Source organism: Nocardioides sp. (assembly GCF_964229035.1).
Lineage (GTDB): Bacteria > Actinomycetota > Actinomycetes > Propionibacteriales > Nocardioidaceae > Nocardioides.
The window spans coordinates 24,090-44,872 of record NZ_CAXRAZ010000061.1 but is presented as its reverse complement, the minus strand read 5'-3'; the positions used below and the strand labels follow the sequence as shown (position 1 = coordinate 44,872).

Genomic DNA, 20,783 nt, shown 5'->3' with positions numbered 1-20,783 from the left:
CCCTCCCCCCCCCCCCCCCAACCCCCTGACGCCCGGAACCAGCCCCCAGCCACCCCCGTGACCACCGTCACATTTCTGCACTCCTTTGAATGATGGTGCAAGATTGCACTCGTGACCGAGCAGTGCACACGCCGAGAGACGAAGCGCCACCAGACCGCGCTCCGTCTGCAGCAGTGCGCCGTGCGCCTCACGCTCGATAAGGGCTTCGACGGCTGGACGATGGACGACCTCGCCGTCGAGGCCGACGTGTCGCGGCGCACGGTGTTCAACTACTTCGACGCCAAGGCCGACGTCGTCCTCGGGCCGATGCCGGAGCTCTCCGCCGACCGCCTCGCCGTCTTCGTCGACGGTGGGCCCACCGCCAACCTCCTGGACGACGTGATGGTGCTGGCCCGCGACATCGTGGCCGAGCAGGCCAGCGACCAGGAGGCGATCGCGGCCGGCCGCGCGGCCATCCTCGGCGACTCCCGGCTGCTGGCGATGGTGCACGAGCGCTTCGAGGAGCTCAGCGCGACCTTCGTCGAGCACGTGCGCGCCCGCGAGGGCGCCGACTTCCCGACCGCCCGGGCCCGTCTGATCGGGCGCCTGGTGGCGACCTTCTTCGATGCGGCCCTCGAGCGCTTCGAGGCCGACCCCGACCTCCCCTTCGCCGATCACCTCGCGGGCGTCGTCGCCGACGCCCGCCTGATCGTCACCTGATCCCACCTCCCGACCCCCGCCCGGCGGAGATCCCGCCGCCTCACCACCAGGAGTCCCCACCATGGCCCGCCTGCTCTACCGTCTCGGCACCACCGCCTATCGGCGCTGGCCCGTCTTCATCGGCGGGTGGCTGCTGCTCGCCGTCGTCGTCGGCGGCCTCGCCGGCGCGATCTCCAAGCCCTTCTCCGACGAGTTCTCCATCCCGGGCATCCCCTCGGAGAAGGCCGCGACGCTGCAGAAGGACCTCTTCCCCGCATCCGGTGACGCCTTCGACGACGCGAGCGTGAACGTCGTCCTCGCCGCCCCCGAGGGCAGCACGCTGGACGACGCCACCTACGGCCCCGTCGTCGAGAAGCTGATCAGCGACATCAAGGCGCTGCCGCAGATGAAGGCCGACACCCCCGAGCAGCCGGCGAACCCGCAGCTCGGCAACCCCGTCGAGCTCGCCGCGCAGCAGCAGAAGCAGTTCGTGGACGCCGCCACCTCCGCCGGCGGCGACGTCGCCGCCGCGCGCACCAACGCCGCCGCGGTCTCGCCGTCCGCCGAGGACGGCCGCGTGGGCGTCATGAGCTTCTCGTGGGACGTCAAGACCCCCGCGGACGTGAAGGAGAGCTCCGTCGAGAAGCTCGACGCGGCGCTCGACACCGCGCGGGAGGCCGGCCTGACCGCCGAGATCAACGGCGCCGGCTCGAAGACGCAGCCCAAGCTCGGCCTCACTTCCGAGGCGATCGGCATCGGCGTGGCGCTCGTCGTCCTCGTGCTCACCTTCGGCGCCCTCGTGGCCGCCGGCATGCCGCTCGTCACCGCCGTGCTCGGCGTGGGCATCGGCCTGTCGGGCGTCACCGCGCTGACCGCGGTGATGGACCTCAACTCCTCCACGACGATCCTCGCCTCGATGATCGGCCTCGCCGTCGGCATCGACTACGCGCTGTTCATCCTCGCGCGCTACCGCAACGAGCTGCAGCACACCGACGACCGCCAGCACGCGGCCGGCATCGCGGTGGGCACCGCCGGATCGGCCGTGGTGTTCGCGGGCCTGACGGTGCTCATCGCCCTCGCCGCCCTGTCGGTGGTCAACATCCCGTTCCTCACCGCGATGGGTCTGGCTGCGGCGGCCACCGTGCTGGTGGCCGTGCTCGTGGCGCTCACGCTGCTGCCCGCCATCCTCGGCATGCTGAAGACCAAGGCGTTCGGCGGCACGGTGCGCCGCTACCGCCCCGCCCGCGACGCCGAGGGCCACGTGCTCAACAACGGCGTGCGGTGGGCACGCCTCGTGGGCAAGCAGCCGCTCGCCTTCGCCGCGGTCGTCGTGATCGCGCTCGGCGCGCTGGCCGTGCCGCTCAAGGATCTCCAGCTGGCCTTCCCGACCGACAGCACCGCCGCTCCGGACACCACCCAGCGCAAGGCCTCCGACCTCATGAGCGAGTACTTCGGCCCCGGTCGCGAGGGCCCGCTCGTGACGGTGGTCGACGCCCGCGACGTGCCCGAGGGCCAGCGCGACCAGGCCTTCGCCGACGTCGCCGCCTGGGCCGGTGAGCAGGACGGCGTGGCCAACGCGCAGGTCCTCGCCACCAATGCCGCGATCGACCCCGCCACCGGAGAGGTCACCGGCCCCGCGACCGGCGCGCTCGTGCAGATCACGCCCTCGACCGGCCCCGACGACACCGCCACGCAGGACCTCCTGCTCGCGCTGCGCGACGGCCAGGGCGGTATCGAGGCCAGCACCGGCACGACGATCGGCATCACCGGCCTGACCGCCATCACCACCGACATCTCCGACCGCCTCAGCTCGGCACTGCCGATCTACCTGGCGATCGTGATCGGACTGGCGTTCATCCTGCTCATGCTGGTGTTCCGCTCGATCCTCGTGCCGCTTACCGCCACCCTCGGCTTCCTGCTGTCGGTGCTCGCCACCCTCGGCGTCACGGTCGCGATCTTCCAGGAGGGCACCTTCGGCCTCTTCGACCCGCAGCCGATCGTCAGCTTCATGCCGATCTTCCTGATCGGCCTCGTCTTCGGCCTGGCGATGGACTACCAGGTGTTCCTGGTGACCCGCATGCGCGAGGCGCACGTGCACGGCATGAGCACCCGCGAGGCCGTCATCGACGGCTTCCGCAACAGCGCGCGCGTGGTCACCGCGGCGGCCACCATCATGATCGCGGTCTTCGCCGCCTTCATGCTGCAGAGCGAGCCGATCGTGCAGTCGATGGGCTTCGCGCTCGCCTCGGCGATCGTCTTCGACGCCTTCATCGTGCGCCTCGTGCTCATCCCGGCCCTGCTGTTCCTGCTCGGCGAGAAGGCCTGGTGGCTGCCGGGCTGGCTCGACCGCATCCTCCCCAACGTGGACGTCGAGGGCACCTCGCTCGACCGCACCCCGCTGTCCACGCGGGAGGCGGGCAGCGACCGCGGCGACGGTGCCGGGGGCGTCGGCAGCCCGGAGCTCACCCGGGTGTGACCCGGCTCCGGTCCTGATCCGGAACCGCTGACGACGGGGCCGCTCCTCTCGCTCGGACGAGGGGGCGGCCCCGTCGCTCGTCCGCGGGCGTGGTGCGTCGTCCGCGCGGGAGCGCCGCGAACAGCACTACGCCGAGGAGGCCGAGCGCGGCTAGGAAGTAGCCGTTGCCGGGCACCTGCTGCGCGAGCGTCCAGCGGAGCTCGACCCCTCCGCTCTCGGGACCCCACCACACGCAGGCCGATGCGAAGACGGCCACCCAGCTCGCGATGGCGCCGATGCGCACCGCACGGTCCCGGTGCCGCAGCGCGCTCAGGAGCGCGAGGGCGGTGGGCACGCACCAGACCCAGTGGTGGTCCCACGAGATCGGCGAGGCGAGGAGCATCGCGGTCGCGGCCAGGCACAGGCCGAGGGCCGGCTCGCCGCGGCGGTGGAGCAGCACGCCGAGGAGCAGCGCCGCGCCGGAGAGCGTCCCCGCCACCAGCAGCCACACCCAGGACGCCGGCTCGCCGCCGCCCCAGCGGGTGAGCACGCCGAGGGTCGACTGGTTGCCGGCGTAGGCCACGCCCCCCACGCGGTCGGCGTCCCACATCACCCCGGTCCAGTAGTCGGTGGCGGAGCGCGGGTCGACGGCGAAGCCGATGGCGACGGTGCCGGCGAACGCGGCCGTGGCCATCGCCGCCGCCCGCAAACGGCCGGTGAGCACCAGGTAGGGGATGAAGATCAGCGGGGTGAGCTTGATGCCGGCGGCGATGCCGATGCCGACGCCCGCCCATCGCTGCGAGGCGCCGACGGGGCGCAGGGCGTCGCCCACCACGAGGGCCAGCAGGAAGAGGTTGACCTGCCCGAACGACAGCGTCGACCACACCGGCTCGAGGGCCAGCGAGAGGACGACGACGACCGGCACCACCGTGCCCCGACGGCGGGGCGGGACCCCGGTGACGGCCAGGACGCGACCCACCACGAAGGCCAGGCAGAGCACGCCGGCCGCGGTCCACAGCACCACCAGCGCTCCAAGCGGCACCTGGGCGAGCGGCGCGGTGAGCGCGGCCGCGAACGGCGGGTAGGTGTAGGGCAGTCCGTTGGACGGCAGGGCCAGGGAGTAGAGGTCGCCGTGCCCGACGCCCGCACCGCCCATGCGGTAGACCTGCAGGTCGACCAGCGACCGGCCGGGAAGACCCCGGTCGACGAGGCGGAGGCACCACCACCCGACGACGGCCGCGACCGCGAGCACGACGACGCGGTCGGCCCCGATCGCCGCGAGTCGCCCGCCCGTTCTCCCCGCAGCGGTCTGCGCATCCATGTCCCACCTCCCGACGCCCCGCGGCCGCCCCGCGGGACGCTAGAGGGGATGCGGTGGGGTCCGGTGAGGCTGCGATGAACGCACGCCCAGCCCCAGGGGAACAGTCGGCGGCCGGCGCACCGGCCACGGACGCGCGAGGGCCCGGCGTCCACCGTGACGGCGGAGGCCGGGCCCTGTGCGAGTGCGATGACTACTGGGCGGCGAGCGCCTTCTCGACGTCCTTCGAGATCTTCTCGGGCTTGGTGGTCGGGGCGTAGCGGTCGATCACCTGGCCGTCGCGGCCCACGAGGAACTTGGTGAAGTTCCACTTGATGCCCTTGCCGGTGAGGCCGCCCTTCTGGTCCTTGAGCCACTTGTAGACCGGGTGGGCGCCGTCGCCGTTGACCTCGATCTTGGAGAACAGCGGGAACTCGACGCCGAAGTTGCGCTCGCAGAAGGAGGCGATCTCGTCGTCCGCGCCCGGCTCCTGGTGGCCGAACTGGTCGCAGGGGAAGCCGAGGACGACGAGGCCCTGGTCGCTGTACTTGTCGTAGAGCTCCTGCAGACCCTTGTACTGGGGCGTGAAGCCGCACTGGGAGGCGGTGTTCACCACGAGGACGACCTGCCCGCGGTACTCGGAGAGGTCGACCTCCTTGCCGTCGATCGAGGTGGCGGAGAAGTCGTGCAGCGTGGTCATGCCTTCAGTCTCCCAGGCCGGTCCAGCCCGTAGCCCTCGCGAGCGCTCAGCCCTCGGCCGGCGTCCAGGCCTCGCCCCAGCGGTCGCCGAACGCGATCTCCCCCAGCGGACGACGCACCCGCTCGCGCTGCTCGCGCTCGGCGTCGCGCGGGTCGACCTCAGCCGCGTCGCCGCGGCGCCCGACCGCGATGCCCGCCAGCACGAGGGCGTCGTCGGGTACGCCGAGCGCGGCGGCCACGGCGGCGTGGTCGAAACCGGCGAACTGGTGCACGTGCAGGCCCATCGCGTGCGCCTGCAGGGTGAGGTGGGCCGTGGCCTGGCCGAGGTCGTGCAGCGGCACGTGCAGGTCGCCGAAGTCGTTGCCGTCGGCGCCCCGGGCGATCGTGGAGACCAGCAGCAGCGAGGCGCGCGGCACCCAGCCGGCGTTGCCGCGCGAGAGGTGCTCGACGAGCGCGGCATGCCCGGCGCTGCCGCGGGGCAGCACGAGGTAGCGCCACGGCTGCCGGTTGCCGGCGCTCGGCGCCCAGCGGGCGGCTTCGAGCAGCAGTTCGACGTCCGCGGCCGCGATCTCGTGGGCGGCGTCGAAGACGCTCGGACTCCAGCGCGAGCGCAACGGTTCGGCCAGGTCGGGGTGGTTGATGCGCGCGGGCTGCTCCATGCCCCGAGTATGTCGGCACGGCCGTGCGACGCCGCCCGGATCGCCTCCGCCGACGGCGCGCGGCCCCTACGATCGCCTGCGTGGATGCCCCTGCCGACCAGCCCCCCGCCGTCCTCGTCGTCGGCGAGGCGCTCGTCGATGTCGTCCGCAGCGCTGAGGGCGCTGAGGGGAAGGAGGTCGCCCACCCCGGCGGATCGCCGCTCAACGTCGCCATCGGTCTGGCGCGCCTCGGCGTGCCAGCGCTGCTGCACACCCACCTCGCCGAGGACGACGACGGGCGCGTCGTCCTCGCGCACCTGGCCGCCAACGACGTGCCGCTCACCCCGACCTCGCTCGAGCCGGGCGGCACCACGAGCCGGGCGGTCGCCACCATCGGCGCCGACGGCGCGGCCACCTACGACTTCGCCATCACCTGGGCGCCAGCACCGCTGCCCGCCGGCCTCGCGGCCGCCTCCCGCGCGCTGCACCTCGGCTCGATCAGCGCCTACCTCTCCCCCGGCGCCCGCGTGGTGGACGACGCCGTGGCCGCCGCGGCGGCCGCCGACGTGCCGGTGAGCTTCGACCCCAACGTGCGCCCCGCCCTGCTCGGGCCCGCCGCCGAGGCCTGGGCGCGGGTGCTCGACCTCGCGCGGCACTGCACGATCGTGAAGCTCAGCGACGAGGACGCCGACTTCCTCCAGCCGGGCCGCGACCCGCTCGACGTCCTCGACGAGCTGCGCGGGCTCGGCCCGGCGCTGGCGGTGCTCACGCGAGGCGGCGAAGGATTGGCCGGTCTGGTCGCGGGCGCCGCGGTGGAGGTGTCGGGTGCCGTCGTCACGGTCGCCGACACCATCGGGGCCGGCGACACGATCTCCGCGGCTCTCCTCGCCCGTGTGCTCACCCACGGTGTGCCGGCGGATGCGGCGGCGCTGCGCGTCGTCCTCGAGGCCGCGGCGGAGGCCGCCGGGGTCACGGTGTCGCGCCCGGGCGCCGACCCGCCGCGGCTCGCCGAGCTCGGCCCCGCCTGGCACTGACGTTCCACCTCGGCGCACGATCCCCGCCCTCTCGGCGCACCAACCCCGCCCTCTCGGCGCACGATCCCCGCCCCCTCGGCGGTCAGTCGGGGCGGCCGACCACCAGCACGTGCCAGGGGGAGAGGTGGGCGTCGGCGAGGGGGGCGGAGGCGTGGAGCACGGGGGCGCCGACCACGCCGGCCTCGTCGAGCAGGCGCGTGGGAAGCGGCACCGGGCTGTCGCTGAAGCAGCCGACCACGAGCACCGGGTGGGCCGCGGGGTGGTGGCGCACGAAGGCGAGCAGGCGCGGGTCGCCGGTGTCGAGGAAGCGCAGGTCTGCGTCCCCCCGCAGCGACGCCGACCGCGCCCGCAGCGCCACGAGGTCGCGCAGACCCCGCTCCACCCGCCCGGCCGCGCCCTGGCGGAGCTCGGCGAGGTCGTCCCACGGGAACCGGGGGCGGTGGATCCAGCGGTTGTCGTCGCGGTGGCCGGGTTCGTCGGCCCAGGCGAGGTCGTTGGGCAGGGCGAGCTCGTCGCCCATGTAGACGAGCGGGATGCCGCCCAGGGTGAAGGCGATCGCGTGGAGCAGGTGGAGCCGGTCGACGGCCGCCGCCACCCCGCGTGCGTCGCCGCGCACCACCGCCTGCTCGAGCCCGGCGAGCGAGGCGGCTGAGCCCGACGTGCGCACCGCTCCGGTGACCGGGTCGGGTTGGAAGTCGAGGCCGCGCGCGAAGCTGCCGGGGTGGCGACCGGCGTAGAAGTCGGCCAGGAACCGGCGGTGCGCCTCGGGGTCGAGGCCCACCGAGCGGGCGTCCTCGTCGGCCACCGCCCACCCGATGTCGTCGTGGCAGCGCACGTAGGTGACCCACCCCGTGCCCGCCGGCGGACGACGCCGCCGGCTCAGCGCCGCCACCGCGAGCCGGGTGTCGCGGGTGGCCAGGGTCGACCACAGCATCACCATCAGCTGGTTGTCGTAGGCGAGGTCGCACTCGGCGCGCACGGGCTCGTGGCCGCCGAGGTAGCGCACGAGCTCGTCGGGCCCGACGATCGCCTCGGCCTTGAGCAGCAGACCAGGGGCGGCCACCCGGCTGAGCGCCCGCAGCACCTGCAGCAGGCGGTGAGCCTCGGGCTCGCCCTGGCACACCGTGCCCTCCCGCTTCCACAGGAACGGTACGGCGTCGAGGCGCAGCACGTCGACGCCGCGGTTGCCCAGGCGCAGCAGGGTCGCCAGCATCTCCACGAGCACGTCGGGGTTCGACCAGTCGAGGTCCCACTGGTAGTCGTGGAAGGTCGTCCACACCCAGGCGTCGGCGTCCGGAAGGAAGGTGAACGAGCCGGGCGCGGTGGCCGGGAAGACGTCGACGAGCGAGCGCTCGTAGCGGTCGGGCCCCTCCCGGTCGTCGAAGAAGCGGTAGAAGGCGCGGTACCGCTCGTCGCCGGCCCGCGCCGCGAGCGCCCACGGGTGGGTGTCGGCGGTGTGGTTGAGCACGAAGTCGATGCACAGGGCGATGTCGCGCTCGTGCAGGTCGTCCGCCAGCGCCTCGAGGTCGGCCATCGTGCCGAGCCGCGGGTCGACCTGCTCGTAGGAGGCCACCGCGTAGCCGCCGTCGTTCTCCCCTTCCCGGGGGGCCAGCAGCGGCATCAGGTGGAGGTAGCGGACGCCCAGCGAGCTCAGGTGGTCGAGCCGCCGCCGCACGCCGCCGAGGTCGCCGGCGAACCGGTCGGCGTAGGCCACGTAGCCCACCATCTCGGGCCGCAGGAACCACGCGGGATCGATCTCGCGGCGGCGATCGAGGCGGCGCAAAGGCTCCGGGCGCGCCGAGGCGGCCGCCAGCGCCACCTCGAGCAGGCGGTCGAGCAACGCCTCCCCGCCGTCCGGGTGGACGACGCCGAGCGCCTCGCGCAGCGCCGGCTCGACGAGTCGCAGCCGAGCGAGCCAGGCGTCGCCGTCCGCGGGGCCGAGGGCCTCGAGGACGGCGCCCGCCCACCGCTCAGGAAGAGAGTCGCTCACCGCTGGCCGCGTCGAAGATGTGCACCTGCTCGGGGTCGGCGGCCACCCGCACCACCTCGCCCTTCGCCGGCGCGTGCCGACCGGGCACCCGCACGGTGAGATTGACCTCCTCGCCGGCGAGGTCGGAGGTGCCGTAGACGAAGCCGTCGGCGCCGAGCTCCTCGACGACCGTGACGGAGATCGGCAGCCCCTCGCCCTCGCCCACGAGGCGCCAGGCCTCGGGGCGGATGCCGACGACGACCCGGCCGTCGCTCGGCACGGCCGAGCCCGCGGGCACGGGCACCTGGAGACCGCCGAGGTCGATGCAGCCGTCGATCACGCGGCCGGGCAGCAGGTTCATCTGCGGGGAGCCGATGAAGCCGGCCACGAAGAGGTTGGCGGGCCGGTCGTAGAGGTTGAGGGGGGTGTCGACCTGCTGCAGGCGCCCGGCGTCCATCACGGCCACGCGGTCGCCCATCGTCATCGCCTCCACCTGGTCGTGGGTGACGTACACCGTGGTGACGCCGAGCTCGCGCTGCAGGCGGGCGATGTCGGTGCGGGTCTGCACGCGCATCTTGGCGTCGAGGTTGCTCAGCGGCTCGTCCATCAGGAAGACCTGCGGCTTGCGCACGATCGCGCGGCCCATGGCGACGCGCTGGCGCTGGCCGCCCGACAGGGCCTTCGGCTTGCGCTCGAGGTAGGGCGTGAGGCCGAGGATCTCGGCGGCCTCCTTGACCCGCACCTCGCGCTCCTCCTTGCTCATCTTGGCCATCTTGAGCGCGAAGGCCATGTTGTCGGCGACGCTCATGTGCGGGTAGAGCGCGTAGCTCTGGAAGACCATCGCGATGTCGCGGTCCTTCGGCTGCATGTCGGTGATGTCGCGGTCGCCGATGAAGATGCGCCCGTCGGTCACCTCCTCGAGGCCGGCGAGCATGCGCAGGGTCGTGGACTTGCCGCACCCCGAGGGGCCGACGAGGACGACGAACTCGCCGTCCTTGATCTCGAGGTCGATGCCGGGGACGGCGGGGCTGTCAGCGCCGGGGTACCAGCGCTGGGCCTTCTCGAAGCGGACGGTTGCCATGTCAGTTCTCCTCCACCGGCAGGTACGTGCCGGACGATCCGTCGTGGATGGATGAGCCGGTCGCGAGGGCCGGCAGGCCCGCCCGAGCGGGGCGTTCGTGGGGGTGCCAGGCCGGGTCGCCGTCGACGAGCGCGGGGGCGTCGTCCTCGGCGCAGGCCAGGCGCAGGGGGTCGGTCAGCCGGCCGCCGAAGCGGCCGTCGGCGTCGCGGTCGACGAAGGCGATGAGCCGCAGCTGCTCGAGGGACAGATCGCAGCGCTCGGCGTCGGGCGCCGCGACGGGATCGGCCGGCACCAGCCGGGCGACGTAGAGGCGCGCAGTGGTGAGGCGCACCGCGGCGTCGAGGTCGACCGATCGGCCCGGGCCGTCGCACGCGACGATCCAGGTGCCACCGGCGTCCTCGATCGCAGCGTCCGGCCCGCCCAGCTGGTCGCCCAGGCAGGAGAAGAGCAGCCACCAGCGGCCGTCGATGCGGTGGAAGGACACCACCTCGGCCCAGCCGAAGCGTCGGCTCGGCGCCGAGAGCGGCGGCTGCACCTGCCAGGTGAGGAGGTCGGCCGAGGTCGCGTGCGCGATCACCGCGGCGGTGGAGCCCGCCGCCCGCGCGGTGGCGTGGAGGTGCCAGCGACCGTCGTCGCCGCGCACCACCCAGGGGTCGCGCCAGTGGGTCTCGTCGGCACCCGCGGCGCCGAGCACGGCGTACCAGCGCGGGTCTGCCTCGAGCACCCACCGCGGCTCCCCCCAGGGGCCCTCGACCCGCTCGGCGGAGCGGCCTCCGATGCGCTGCACCCGTCCGCCCTCGGCCCGCGAGAGCCCCGAGGTGATCAGGTGCCAGGTGCCGGCGTCGTCGCGCACCACGCACCCGGTCCAGGTGGCGAGGTCGTCGAAGCCCGTGGACGACGCCCGCACCGCCGTGCCGCTCGATCGCCAGTGCTGCAGGTCGGTGCTCGTGGCGTGGCCGATGCTCGCGGCGTGGTGGCGCAGCGCGGGGTCGCCGAGGCTGCGCGGCGCCTGCAGGTGGAAGGCGTGGTGGCGCCCGTCGGCGCGGGTGTACCAGGTGTCCCACACCCAGGCGTCGGCGAGCTCGAACACGGTCGCTACCTGCTCACGACACCGACGCGCCGGCCTGCACCGGCATGTCGACGAGCACCTGGGACGGCGGGTCGGGGTCCAGCACGAGCTCGACGGCCCGGCGTCCCATCGCGGCGAAGGGCAGCTCGACCGAGACGACCTTCGGGCGCAGCCAGCCGGCGAGCTCGGAGCCGTCGAAGGACACCACGGCCACGTCGCCGGGGATGGTGAGGCCGAACTCGGCGAGCGCCTGGTAAGCGCCCATGGCGATGCGGTCGTTGAGGCACACGAGCGCCCGCGGCCGCCCGCCCGCCGCCAGGTGGGCCGACACCGCGGCGAAGGCCTGGTCGACCGTCCAGTCGCAGTCGAGCACCGCGGCGATGCCGACACCGGCCTCGGCGAGGCGACCCGAGATGCCCTCGAGGCGGGCCGGTCCCGCGATCGCGTTGGGGGTGGGGTCGACGCCGACCACGACCACGCCGGCGCGCACGCCGGCGTCGAGCAGCACCTGCGCCGCAGCGCGCCCGCCCGCAACCTCGTCGGGCAGCACGGAGGGCACCGCGCGGGCGTCGTCCACGCAGTTGAGCGCGACCGTGCGGTCGTCGGGCAGCTCGGCGGGCAGGGTGAGGCGCAGCGAGGTGCGGGTGACGAAGAGGAGGCCGTCGACGCGGCGATCCAGCATCTCGCTCACCAGCAGCTGGGTGACGCGGGGATCGCCGTCGGTCTCGCCGATCACGAGCACGTGGTCGGCGGCGAGCGCCGCGGCGTTGGCGCCGGCGAGCATCCGCGAGGAGAACATGCCGGAGGCCACGTAGTCGGTGATGACGCCGATGGCGGCCGTGCTGGAGGTGCGCAGCGAGCGGGCGTTGCGGTCGGGGCGGTAGCCGATCGACTCGGCGGCGGCGCGCACGCGCTCCTCTGTGTCGCCCGCGATGCGCATCTGCTGGGCGCGGCCGTTGAGGATGTAGGAGGCTGTGGTGGCGGAGACGCCCGCGGCCTGCGCCACGTCGCTCAGCGTCGCGCGACGCGCGGACCCCGACTTCGCCCTGACCACGACTGTTGACCTCCGAACCTGCCTGCTGTGACGATTCAGCAGTGACCGACGCCACACATTCGCACGTCAGTTCCGCGCCGTCAAGCGCCCCGGACGCACGGGGTCCGGCGGGCTCGCCCTGGTGGCGGCGCGCGGTGATCTACGAGATCTACCCCCGCAGCTTCGCCGACGCCGACGGCGACGGCACCGGCGACGTGCGCGGCATCATCGCCCGGCTGCCGTACCTGCGCGACCTCGGCGTCGACGGCGTCTGGATCGCCCCCTGGTACCCCTCGCCGCTGGCCGACGGCGGCTACGACGTGAGCGACCACCGCGGCATCCACCCGGCCCTCGGCACCCTCGAGGACGCCGCCGAGCTCATCGACCGCGCCCACGAGCTCGGCCTGCGGGTCGTGCTGGACGTCGTCGCCAACCACGTCTCGCACGAGCACCCGTGGTTCGTCGAGGCCGCGGCCGCCGCCCCCGGCTCGCCGGCTCGCCGGCGCTTCCACTTCCGCCCCGGGCGCGGCCCGGACGGCGACGAACCGCCCAACAACTGGCAGAGCGCGTTCGGGGGCCCGGCCTGGACCCGGCTCCGTGAGCCCGACGGGCGCCCCGGCGAGTGGTACCTGCACACCTTCGCCCCCGAGCAGCCCGACCTCGCCTGGGACCTCGAGGAGGTCGCCGCCGAGTACGACGAGGTGCTGCGGCACTGGCTGCGCCTCGGGGTCGACGGCTTCCGCTTCGACGCGGTGCCCGCGCTCGCCAAGCGACCCGGGCTCCCCGACGCCACCGCGCCGGCGGCCCACGACGGCGCCCAGGGCCCCTGGCTCAACGACACCCACTGGGACGTCGACGAGGTGCACGCCGTGCTCCGGCGCTGGCGCGGGGTGCTCGACGAGGGCGAGCGGGCCACCGGCCGCTCGCTCGTGAGCGTCGCGGAGGCCGTCGTCCGCACGCCCGAGCGGCTGGCCCGCTACGTGCGACCCGACGAGCTGCACACGGCCTTCAACTTCGACCTGGTGCACGCTCCCTGGTCGGCCCGCGCGCTGCGGGAGGCGATCGAGGGCTCCCTCGCGGCGCTGGCCTCTACCGGCGCTCCGCCCACGTGGTCGCTGTCGAGCCACGACGAGACCCGCCACGTCACCCGTTTCGGCCGCCGCCCCGACGGCACCCTCGACCTTGCGCTCGGACGACGCCGGGCCCGCGCCGCGGCCCTGCTCCTGCTCGGGCTGCCCGGCAGCGCGTACCTCTACCAGGGCGAGGAGCTCGGCCTCGAGGAGGTCGAGGACCTGCCCGACCATCTGCGCCAGGACCCCGTGCACCACCGCTCGGGCGGCACCGTGCCCGGCCGCGACGGCTGCCGCGTGCCGCTGCCCTGGTCGGGCGCGAGCGCCCCCTTCGGCTTCGGCCCGCCGGGCAGCACGCCCTGGCTCCCTCAGCCGGAGCGATGGGCGGGGCTGACCGCGCAGGCGCAGGCCGACGACGCGTCGTCCATGCTGGCGCTCTACCACCGGGCCCTCGCGCTGCGCCGCACCCACCCCGGCTTCGCCGGCGACGGCTTCGCCTGGGTGGGCCAGGACGACCCTGACGACCAGGACGCCGTGGTGGCCTTCCGCCGCGACGCCGGGGTCGCCGTGGTCGTGAACCTGGGTGAGCGACCGGTGGAGCTTCCGGGCGAGGTCCTGCTGACGAGCGCTCCGCTCCTCGACGGCCGTCTCCCGGGCGATGCCGCGGCATGGGTCGTCGCCAACCCCGCGTAACGCCCGCCCGCCGGCCCCGGCTCATCACGCCCCGTGATCGCGACACCGGACGGCCACGCTCAGGCAATTCTCACGAAACGCTTGACAGCCCCCGGGCAGGAGGGCGCATGATTCCGCTGATTCGATTCAGCAGTGACACCGGTCACAACGATCGGACGCTCCCGTTCCCCCGGGCCGGGCCGGTGGACATCACACCCCACGAGGAGAACCCATGAACGCGCGCAAGATCATCGCCGCGTCGGCACTCGCCCTGGCCGCGACCGGCCTCACCGCCTGCGGCAGCGGCGACAGCGACGCGAGCGGCGACGGCCCGACCACCATCAAGGTCTGGATGAGTGTCGACCAGCCGATCGTGGACGGCTTCCAGACCTGGCTCGACGAGAAGTCGAAGGGCTCGGGCGTGAAGGTCAAGCTGGAGAAGGTCGAGAACATCAACCAGCTGATCATGACGAAGATCCAGGCCAAGGACACCCCGGACATCGCGCTGATCCCGCAGCCCGGCGTCGTGGGCGACATCGTCAAGCGCAACGCGGCGACCCCGCTGGACGACGTCGTCGACGTCGACGCGCTGAAGAAGACGATGATCCCCGGCACCCTCGAGACCGGCACGGTCGACAAGAAGCTCTACGGCCTGCTCGTGCAGATGAACGTCAAGAGCTTCGTCTTCTACAACAAGGCCGCGTGGGAGAAGGCCGGCTACCAGGCCCCGACGACCATCGACGAGCTCAACGCGCTGACCGACCAGATCAAGGCCGACGGCGGCACCCCCTGGTGCATGGGCATCGAGTCCGACACCGCCACCGGCTGGCCGGCCACCGACTGGTTCGAGGACCTCATCCTGCGCTACGGCGGCGTCGACGAGTACGACAAGTGGGTCAAGCACGACGTCAAGTTCGACTCCCCGGTGGTCAAGGAGGCCGCCGCCGAGTTCGAGAAGCTGATGTTCACCGACGGCAACGTGCTCGGCGGTCGCAAGTCCATCGCCAGCACCGGCTTCGCGAAGGCCGGCTTCCCGATGTTCGACAAGTCCGGCCCCAAGTGCTGGATGTTCAAGCAGGGCTCCTTCATCCCGAACTTCATCACCGAGGGCACGGGCGTCAATCTGAGCGACATCGGCCTCTTCGGCTTCCCGGCCGCCAGCGCCGGCGGTGAGAACCCCGTCCTCGGCGGCGGCGACCTCGCCGTCCTGCTCAACGACTCCAAGAACGCCCGCCAGGTCATGAAGTGGATGTCGGACCCCGAGCTCGGCGTCGACGCCGCTCCGAAGAGCAGCTTCATCTCGCCCCACACCACCTTCGACCTCAGCCTCTACCCCGACGAGCTGACCTCGCAGATGGCGAAGGTGGCCTACGACGCCACGGCGTTCCGCTTCGACGGCTCCGACCAGATGCCCGGCGAGGTGGGTGCGGGCACCTTCTGGAAGGAGATGACGGCGTGGATCAGCGACCAGCAGTCGCTCGACGACACGCTGAAGAACATCGACGACAGCTGGCCGTCGAACTGATCGAGGCGATCGAGCCGGTCGAGGCGAGCTCGGCCGCGTGATCCAGGTCCGCTCGCGGACCGGTGCCGGGGGCGGGTGATCCCCACCCGCCCCCGGCGCACCGCTCCCCGGTGCACCGGCGCTCACCGGTCGCCACCACCCGACTTCGAATCGAGGGCCCCCGCCCATGATCAAGCTCGTCACCGCGCTCCTCACGGTGCTCGCCGGCATCGGCTTCGCCGTCGCGCTCTACTTCGTGCTCAACAAGCTGGCCGAGCTGCTCCCCGGCCGCTGGGAGCACCGCGTCAAGCCCTACCTGTTCGTCGCACCGGCCTTCCTGGCCATCGGCGTCTACCTGCTCTACCCGGCCACCGCCACGGTGATCGCCAGCTTCAAGGACGCCGCCGGCGTCGAGTGGGTCGGGTTCGACAACTACACCGACCTCTTCGACGACAAGGACTTCGTCTCCGTCACCCTGCTCAACTCGCTGCTGTGGGTGATCATCGTCCCCGCCGGCACCGTGGTGCTCGGACTCGTCGTCGCCACCCTCGCCGACCGCCTCGGCCCGCGCTCGGAGAAGCTCAGCAAGACCATCATCTTCCTGCCCATGGCCGTGAGCGCCATCGGCGCCGCGGTGGTGTGGCGCTTCGTCTACGAGGCCAAGCCCGAGGTGGGTCTGCAGAACGCCGCCATCGGCCTCCTCGGCCGCGACCCGGTCTCCTGGCTGGAGCAGAGCGGCTTCCGCGTCAACTCCATGCTCCTGATGCTGGTGCTGATGTGGATGCAGGCCGGATTCGCCATGGTCCTGCTCTCGTCGGCCATCAAGGGCGTGCCGGCCGAGACCCTCGAGGCGGCCCGCATCGACGGCGCCGGCGAGCGTGCCATCTTCTTCCAAGTGGTGCTGCCGCAGATCAAGGGAACGGTCATCACCGTCTTCATCACCGTGACGATCGCGGTGATGAAGATCTTCGACATCGTCTACGTGATGACCAACGGCAACTACAAGACCAACGTGCTCGCCAACGAGTTCTGGAACCAGCTCAGCACGTACTTCAACAACGGCAAGGCATCGGCGATCGTCGTCCTGCTGATGGTCGCCGTCCTCCCCATCCTCGTCTACCAGGTCCGCCACTTCCGGGCCGAGGAGGCAGCACGATGACCGCCGTCGTCCCCACCCCCGCGAAGCCCGCCCGCCGCCGCAACGAGAAGGGCGAGGCCGTCCAGGGCCGCCGCGCCCGCAAGTCGGCCACGCACTTCGATCCCAACCCGGCCCGCGCCGGGTGGTTCGCCCGCATCGTGCTCACGGTGCTGTGCCTGCTCTGGCTCACCCCGATCCTGGGCACGCTCATCACCTCGTTCCGCCCGCTGCGCGACGCCGAGAACACCGGGTGGTGGACGGCGCTGGTGGGCGAGAACGCCTTCCAGGGCTTCACCTTCGACAACTACAAGGAGGCGTGGAACGGCGCCGACATGGCCGGGGCGTTCGTGAACAGCCTCGCCATCGCGCTGCCGGCCACCGTCATCCCGATCCTCATCGCGGCGTTCGCGGCGTACGCGTTCACCTTCATGAGGTTCCCGGGTCGCGACGCGCTGTTCCTGGTGATCGTGAGCCTGCTCGTCATCCCGAACTTCGTCGCCTTCGTGCCGCTGCTGCGCATCTACGGCGACCTCGGCATCAACGGCACCTTCCCGGCCGTGTGGCTGGCGCACATCGGCTTCGGCATGAGCCTGGCCGTCTACATCCTGCGCAGCTACATGGTCACCCTGCCCGGCACGGTGATCGAGTCGGCCAAGATCGACGGCGCCTCGCACTTCCAGACCTTCTGGCGCCTCGTGCTGCCGATGTCGATGCCGGCGCTGGCCTCCTTCGCCATCCTGCAGTTCCTGTGGGTCTGGAACGACCTGCTGGTGGCGCTGGTGTTCATCGGCCCCGGCGAGAACGAGCCGGTCACGGTCAGCCTCACCAGCCTGCGCGGGCAGCTCGGCCAGGGCTGGAACCTCACCACGGCCGGCGGCTTCATCACGATGGTCCTCCCGATCTTCGTGTTCCTGACCATGCAGAGGTTCTTCGTGCGCGGCCTCACCGCCGGCGCCGTGAAGGGATGAGCTCCTCCGGCGTCACCTGGGGAGCGGGGGCCGTGACCGGTCACGGGGGTGACCGCACGGCGCCCCGCTCCCCGCTCAGCAGCCGCACGGTGCTGCCGCTGGTGCAGGCGCGCGATGGTGGGGGCGCGCGCCTGCACCTCAGGGCGGGCGCACTCGAGCTGGCACCGCTGCGGGCAGGCGCCACGGTCGCCGGTGCCCTGCCGGCCGGGCGCGGCGCCACCCTCCTGCTGCTCGGCGAGCACGCCCACGGGCTGCTCACCCGTCCGCACCTGCGCGGGCACCGGCGCCTGCCGGCCGCCGCCCCCGACCACGGGTGGACGACGCGCTTCACCGTCGTCTCCACCTCCACCACCACCCGCGAGTGGCGCGCCCGACTCGAGGACGACGCCGCAGGGCTCGCCCTCGACGTCCGCGCCACCGCCGAGGCGGGCGGGCTGCTCGGCGTCCGCTACGAGCTCACCAACATCGGCGAGGGCGACTACGCGCTCGACGGCCTCGAGGTAGTGCTGCCGGTGGCGGACTGGGCGGTCGAGGTCGTCGACTTCACCGGGCGCCACGAGCGCGAGCGCAGCCCGCAGCGCAGCACCGTGACCGACGGGCTCTACCTGCGCGAGGCCCGCGGCGGCCGACCCGGGCTGGAGGGCACGGGCCTGGTGTGCGTGGGCTCGCCCGGCGTCGACACCGACCGCGGTCGCGTGGCCGCCGTGCACGTGGCGTGGGCCGGCAACACGGTGCACCGTGTCGAGCGCGACTCCGCCACGCCGGCGACGATCGGCGGCGGCGAGCTGCTGCTGCCCGGCGAGGTCGTCCTCGCCCCGGGAGCCTCCTACGCCACGCCCCTGGTGCTCTTCGCCGTCAGCGACGACGGGCTCGACGGCATCGCCCACCGCTTCCACCTCCACGAGCGCGAGCTCGCCGCACACCCGGGGCGTCGCGGCCACCAGCCGGTCACCCTCAACGTGTGGGAGGCGGTGTTCTTCGACCACGACCTCCCGCGGCTGCTCGCCATCGCCGAGCGCGCCGCTCGGGTCGGCGTCGAACGCTTCGTGCTGGACGACGGGTGGTTCCTGCACCGCCGCGACGACCACGCCGGGCTCGGCGACTGGGAGGTCGACCCGGCCGTGTGGCCCGACGGGTTGGCTCCCCTGGCCGACCGAGTGCACGAGCTGGGCATGGAGTTCGGGCTGTGGTTCGAGCCCGAGATGGTCAACCCCGACTCCGACCTCGCCCGGGCGCACCCCGAGTGGATCCTCGGACCCGTGCACCGCGACCCGCTGCTCGAGCGCCACCAGCAGGTGCTCGACCTGACGGTTCCGCAGGCCTGGGCGCACGTGCACGACCGGATGGACGCCGTGCTCGCCTCCGCGAGGATCGACGCGGTGAAGTGGGACCACAACCGGCCCCTCGTGGAGGCGATCAGTCGCGGCGCCGGCGGCCGCCCCGCCGCCCGCGAGCAGACCCTCGCCTACCGCCGGCTGCTCGACTCGCTGCGCCGCCGGCACCCGCACGTGGCGTGGGAGTCGTGCGCGTCGGGCGGCGGACGCATCGACCTCGACACGCTCACGCGGGTCGAACGCGTGTGGACCTCCGACATGACCGACGCCCACGCGCGCGTCTCCATCCAGCGCTGGGCGCTGCAGCTGGTGGCGCCGGAGTACCTCGGCGCGCACGTGAGCGCGCCCCGCTCGCACACCACCGGGCGCACCTGGGACCTCGACTTCCGCTGCGCGGTGGCGCTCCCCCTCGCCCTCGGCATCGAGTGGGACCTCACCACCGCCTCCGAGGAGGACCTCGACGTGCTGGCGCTGTGGGTCGGCGAGCACCGGCGGCTGCGGCCGCTGCTGCACGGCGGGCGCACGGTGCGGCCGTCGTCGTCCGATCCTGCGGTGGTGCTGCACGGTGTCGTGGCACCCGACGGCCGGCGGGCCGTGCTGAGCCACGCCCAGCTCGACGAGTCGACCCACAACCGCGGCGTGTGGGTGCGCGTGCCCGGGCTGGAGTCCGCCGCCTCGTTCACCGCGCGCTGGGTGGGGCGCGTCGAGCGGCGCGAGGTGTCGAAGAGCGCCCCGCTCCCGGCCTTGGGGCCGATCGGCGAGGACACGGTCACCGGCGCCGAGCTGGCCGAGCGCGGCCTGTGGCTGCCGCGTCGTCCGCCCGGCACGGCGTGCGTGATCGAGCTGCAGGCACGCTGAGCCGGCCTCGTGTCAGGGCCGCACGCGGATGCGGCGCAGCACCACCACCCCGAGGACGACGGCACCGGCCATCGCGGCCCAGCGCCAGATCACGCGCGGGTCGCGCAGGCCCTCGCGCTCCGGCGGGTCGACGAGCGGTGCCTGCCACAGGTCCGCGGCGTAGATCGGGGTGTTCAGCTGCTTGCCGCCGCCCGCGAGGTCGATGGTGCGCACCGACCCGTCGCGGACGTCGACGACGTCCAGGTCGCGGCGGAAGTGGTCGACGACCACGTGGTCGGCGTCGCGCCAGCCCACGATGCGCCCGGGCGGGCCGTCGGCGAGCGCGACCGTGGTCGTGCGCGCGGCGGCGACGTCGCGGCCGACGTGGAGCACCGAGTCCCCGCCCTTGCGCGGCGCGGCGATGTAGGCGAAGCCGCTTCCTTCCGGTGCCCAGGACGCGTCCACGACGTCGGTGGCGAAGCGCGTCGTGGTCCCCGCACCCGTGACGCCCTCGCGGCGGACCACGTCGCGCCCGCGGATCAGCACGACGCCCTCGGGCGACGACCCGTAGACCACACCGGATCGCTTGCCGGGCCGCTCGAGCCGCACGTACCGGCCGGTGGCGACGTCCCATGCGGCGTCGGTCGTCAGGGCTCCACCGGCGCCGGTGGTCTCGCCGTTGCTCGCCAGGAGGTGGCGGGAGTCCCCCGAGAAGGCCAGGCCGGTCATCGCCAGGTCGTACCGCTCGCCCGCAGGCACGGCGAGCTGCCGATCGAGGCCGCTGCGGGTGTCGAGCAGCGAGAAGCCGTCGGCCGCGGGAGGGACGTCCTCGTCGTCGGTCATGGGGTCTTCGCCCTGGTCGGGATCGTCGCCGAAGAGTCCCTCCGCCGATCCCGAGGGCGCGGGAGTCGTGCGGGCCCAGGCGACGTAGCGGCCGTCGGGTGAGAGGGCGAGATCGTCGAGGGACGCATCGGACGCGGGCAGCCAGTAGGAGTGGCCGTCGGTGGCCGAGACGGCGAAGAGGGCGAGACGCTCCAGGTCGTCGGTGAGTCCGCGCGGCTCGCGGCGCATGGCGATGCCGACGGCGGCGATCGGCCCGTCAACGGTCTCGTCGTCCGACCACGGCCCGGGCGCGTTCACGCGCGTGGGCAGGTGGGGTCCGACCGGCTTCGTCGCCTCGGAGGCCACCGGCGGCGCGAGCACGGCGAGAAGTGCTGTCACCGGCACCGTGAGGAGGAGTCGCCGTCGCGGCCCGATGGGGAGCATGTCGGCATCATCCACCGTCGACTCTCGACCGTGCAGACATC

The 20,783-nt window shown here is 73.2% G+C and carries 16 protein-coding genes; 8 read left to right on the top strand and 8 right to left on the bottom strand.

Annotated features, from left to right (window positions below; all coding sequences use genetic code 11):
- Positions 1-111 precede the first annotated feature (111 nt).
- Together ACERUN_RS18210 and ACERUN_RS18205 are read left to right on the top strand one after the other, a co-directional pair.
- Positions 112-699, top strand: coding sequence for a TetR/AcrR family transcriptional regulator (locus tag ACERUN_RS18210; RefSeq protein ID WP_370291520.1), 588 nt, complete (start codon positions 112-114; stop codon positions 697-699).
- 61 nt (positions 700-760) lie between these two features.
- Complete coding sequence (locus ACERUN_RS18205) at positions 761-3,154, top strand: MMPL family transporter (protein WP_370291519.1); 2,394 nt, start codon at positions 761-763, stop codon at positions 3,152-3,154.
- Here the strand turns inward: ACERUN_RS18205 and ACERUN_RS18200 are convergent.
- From ACERUN_RS18200 to ACERUN_RS18190, 3 genes are all read right to left on the bottom strand, one after another.
- A complete protein-coding gene (locus tag ACERUN_RS18200; protein ID WP_370291518.1) occupies positions 3,141-4,454 on the bottom strand; it encodes a glycosyltransferase 87 family protein in 1,314 nt (437 codons plus the stop codon). The genes ACERUN_RS18205 and ACERUN_RS18200 overlap by 14 nt on opposite strands.
- 190 nt (positions 4,455-4,644) lie before the next feature.
- Complete coding sequence (locus ACERUN_RS18195) at positions 4,645-5,130, bottom strand: glutathione peroxidase (protein ID WP_370291517.1); 486 nt, start codon at positions 5,128-5,130, stop codon at positions 4,645-4,647.
- Between the two features lie 46 nt (positions 5,131-5,176).
- Positions 5,177-5,788: a nitroreductase family protein gene (locus ACERUN_RS18190; RefSeq protein WP_370291516.1), complete on the bottom strand. Its 612-nt coding sequence runs from the start codon at positions 5,786-5,788 to the stop codon at positions 5,177-5,179.
- A gap of 80 nt (positions 5,789-5,868) precedes the next feature.
- On the opposite strand from ACERUN_RS18190, the gene ACERUN_RS18185 reads away from it, so the two are divergent.
- Positions 5,869-6,801 (top strand): PfkB family carbohydrate kinase, encoded by a 933-nt coding sequence (locus ACERUN_RS18185; protein ID WP_370291515.1) that lies wholly within the window; start codon positions 5,869-5,871, stop codon positions 6,799-6,801.
- 82 nt (positions 6,802-6,883) lie between these two features.
- Here the strand turns inward: ACERUN_RS18185 and ACERUN_RS18180 are convergent, their stop codons facing one another.
- Genes ACERUN_RS18180 through ACERUN_RS18165 form a run of 4 tightly spaced genes read right to left on the bottom strand, consistent with a single transcriptional unit; the run spans position 6,884 to position 11,926 of the window.
- Positions 6,884-8,791 (bottom strand): alpha-amylase family protein, encoded by a 1,908-nt coding sequence (locus ACERUN_RS18180; protein WP_370291514.1) that lies wholly within the window; start codon positions 8,789-8,791, stop codon positions 6,884-6,886.
- Entirely contained in the window at positions 8,772-9,851 is a 1,080-nt protein-coding gene (locus ACERUN_RS18175) for an ABC transporter ATP-binding protein (protein WP_370291513.1), read from the bottom strand. The genes ACERUN_RS18180 and ACERUN_RS18175 overlap by 20 nt, the downstream gene beginning before the upstream one ends.
- Position 9,852: 1 nt before the next feature.
- Positions 9,853-10,941, bottom strand: coding sequence for a family 43 glycosylhydrolase (locus tag ACERUN_RS18170; RefSeq protein WP_370291512.1), 1,089 nt, complete (start codon positions 10,939-10,941; stop codon positions 9,853-9,855).
- Between the two features lie 13 nt (positions 10,942-10,954).
- Positions 10,955-11,926 carry a LacI family DNA-binding transcriptional regulator gene (locus ACERUN_RS18165; protein ID WP_370291511.1) on the bottom strand — a complete coding sequence of 324 codons (972 nt, stop codon included), beginning with the start codon at positions 11,924-11,926 and terminating at the stop codon, positions 10,955-10,957.
- Between the two features lie 182 nt (positions 11,927-12,108).
- Here ACERUN_RS18165 and ACERUN_RS18160 point away from each other — a divergent pair, with 182 nt between their 5' ends.
- The 5 genes from ACERUN_RS18160 to ACERUN_RS18140 all read left to right on the top strand — a co-directional run bounded on the left by ACERUN_RS18160 (position 12,109) and on the right by ACERUN_RS18140 (position 19,497).
- A complete protein-coding gene (locus ACERUN_RS18160; protein WP_370291510.1) occupies positions 12,109-13,716 on the top strand; it encodes an alpha-amylase family glycosyl hydrolase in 1,608 nt (535 codons plus the stop codon).
- A gap of 211 nt (positions 13,717-13,927) precedes the next feature.
- On the top strand, positions 13,928-15,220 hold the full coding sequence (locus ACERUN_RS18155; protein WP_370291509.1) for an ABC transporter substrate-binding protein: 1,293 nt from the start codon (positions 13,928-13,930) through the stop codon (positions 15,218-15,220).
- 166 nt (positions 15,221-15,386) lie between these two features.
- On the top strand, positions 15,387-16,358 hold the full coding sequence (locus tag ACERUN_RS18150; RefSeq protein ID WP_370291508.1) for a carbohydrate ABC transporter permease: 972 nt from the start codon (positions 15,387-15,389) through the stop codon (positions 16,356-16,358).
- Positions 16,355-17,305, top strand: coding sequence for a carbohydrate ABC transporter permease (locus ACERUN_RS18145; protein ID WP_370291507.1), 951 nt, complete (start codon positions 16,355-16,357; stop codon positions 17,303-17,305). The genes ACERUN_RS18150 and ACERUN_RS18145 overlap by 4 nt, the downstream gene beginning before the upstream one ends.
- On the top strand, positions 17,302-19,497 hold the full coding sequence (locus ACERUN_RS18140) for an alpha-galactosidase (protein WP_370291506.1): 2,196 nt from the start codon (positions 17,302-17,304) through the stop codon (positions 19,495-19,497). The genes ACERUN_RS18145 and ACERUN_RS18140 overlap by 4 nt, the downstream gene beginning before the upstream one ends.
- Before the next feature lie 12 nt (positions 19,498-19,509).
- Here ACERUN_RS18140 and ACERUN_RS18135 read toward each other — a convergent pair whose 3' ends face one another.
- The gene (locus ACERUN_RS18135; protein WP_370291505.1) at positions 19,510-20,742 is read right to left on the bottom strand and encodes a hypothetical protein; all 1,233 of its coding nucleotides are present in this window, start codon (positions 20,740-20,742) and stop codon (positions 19,510-19,512) included.
- Positions 20,743-20,783 lie beyond the last annotated feature (41 nt).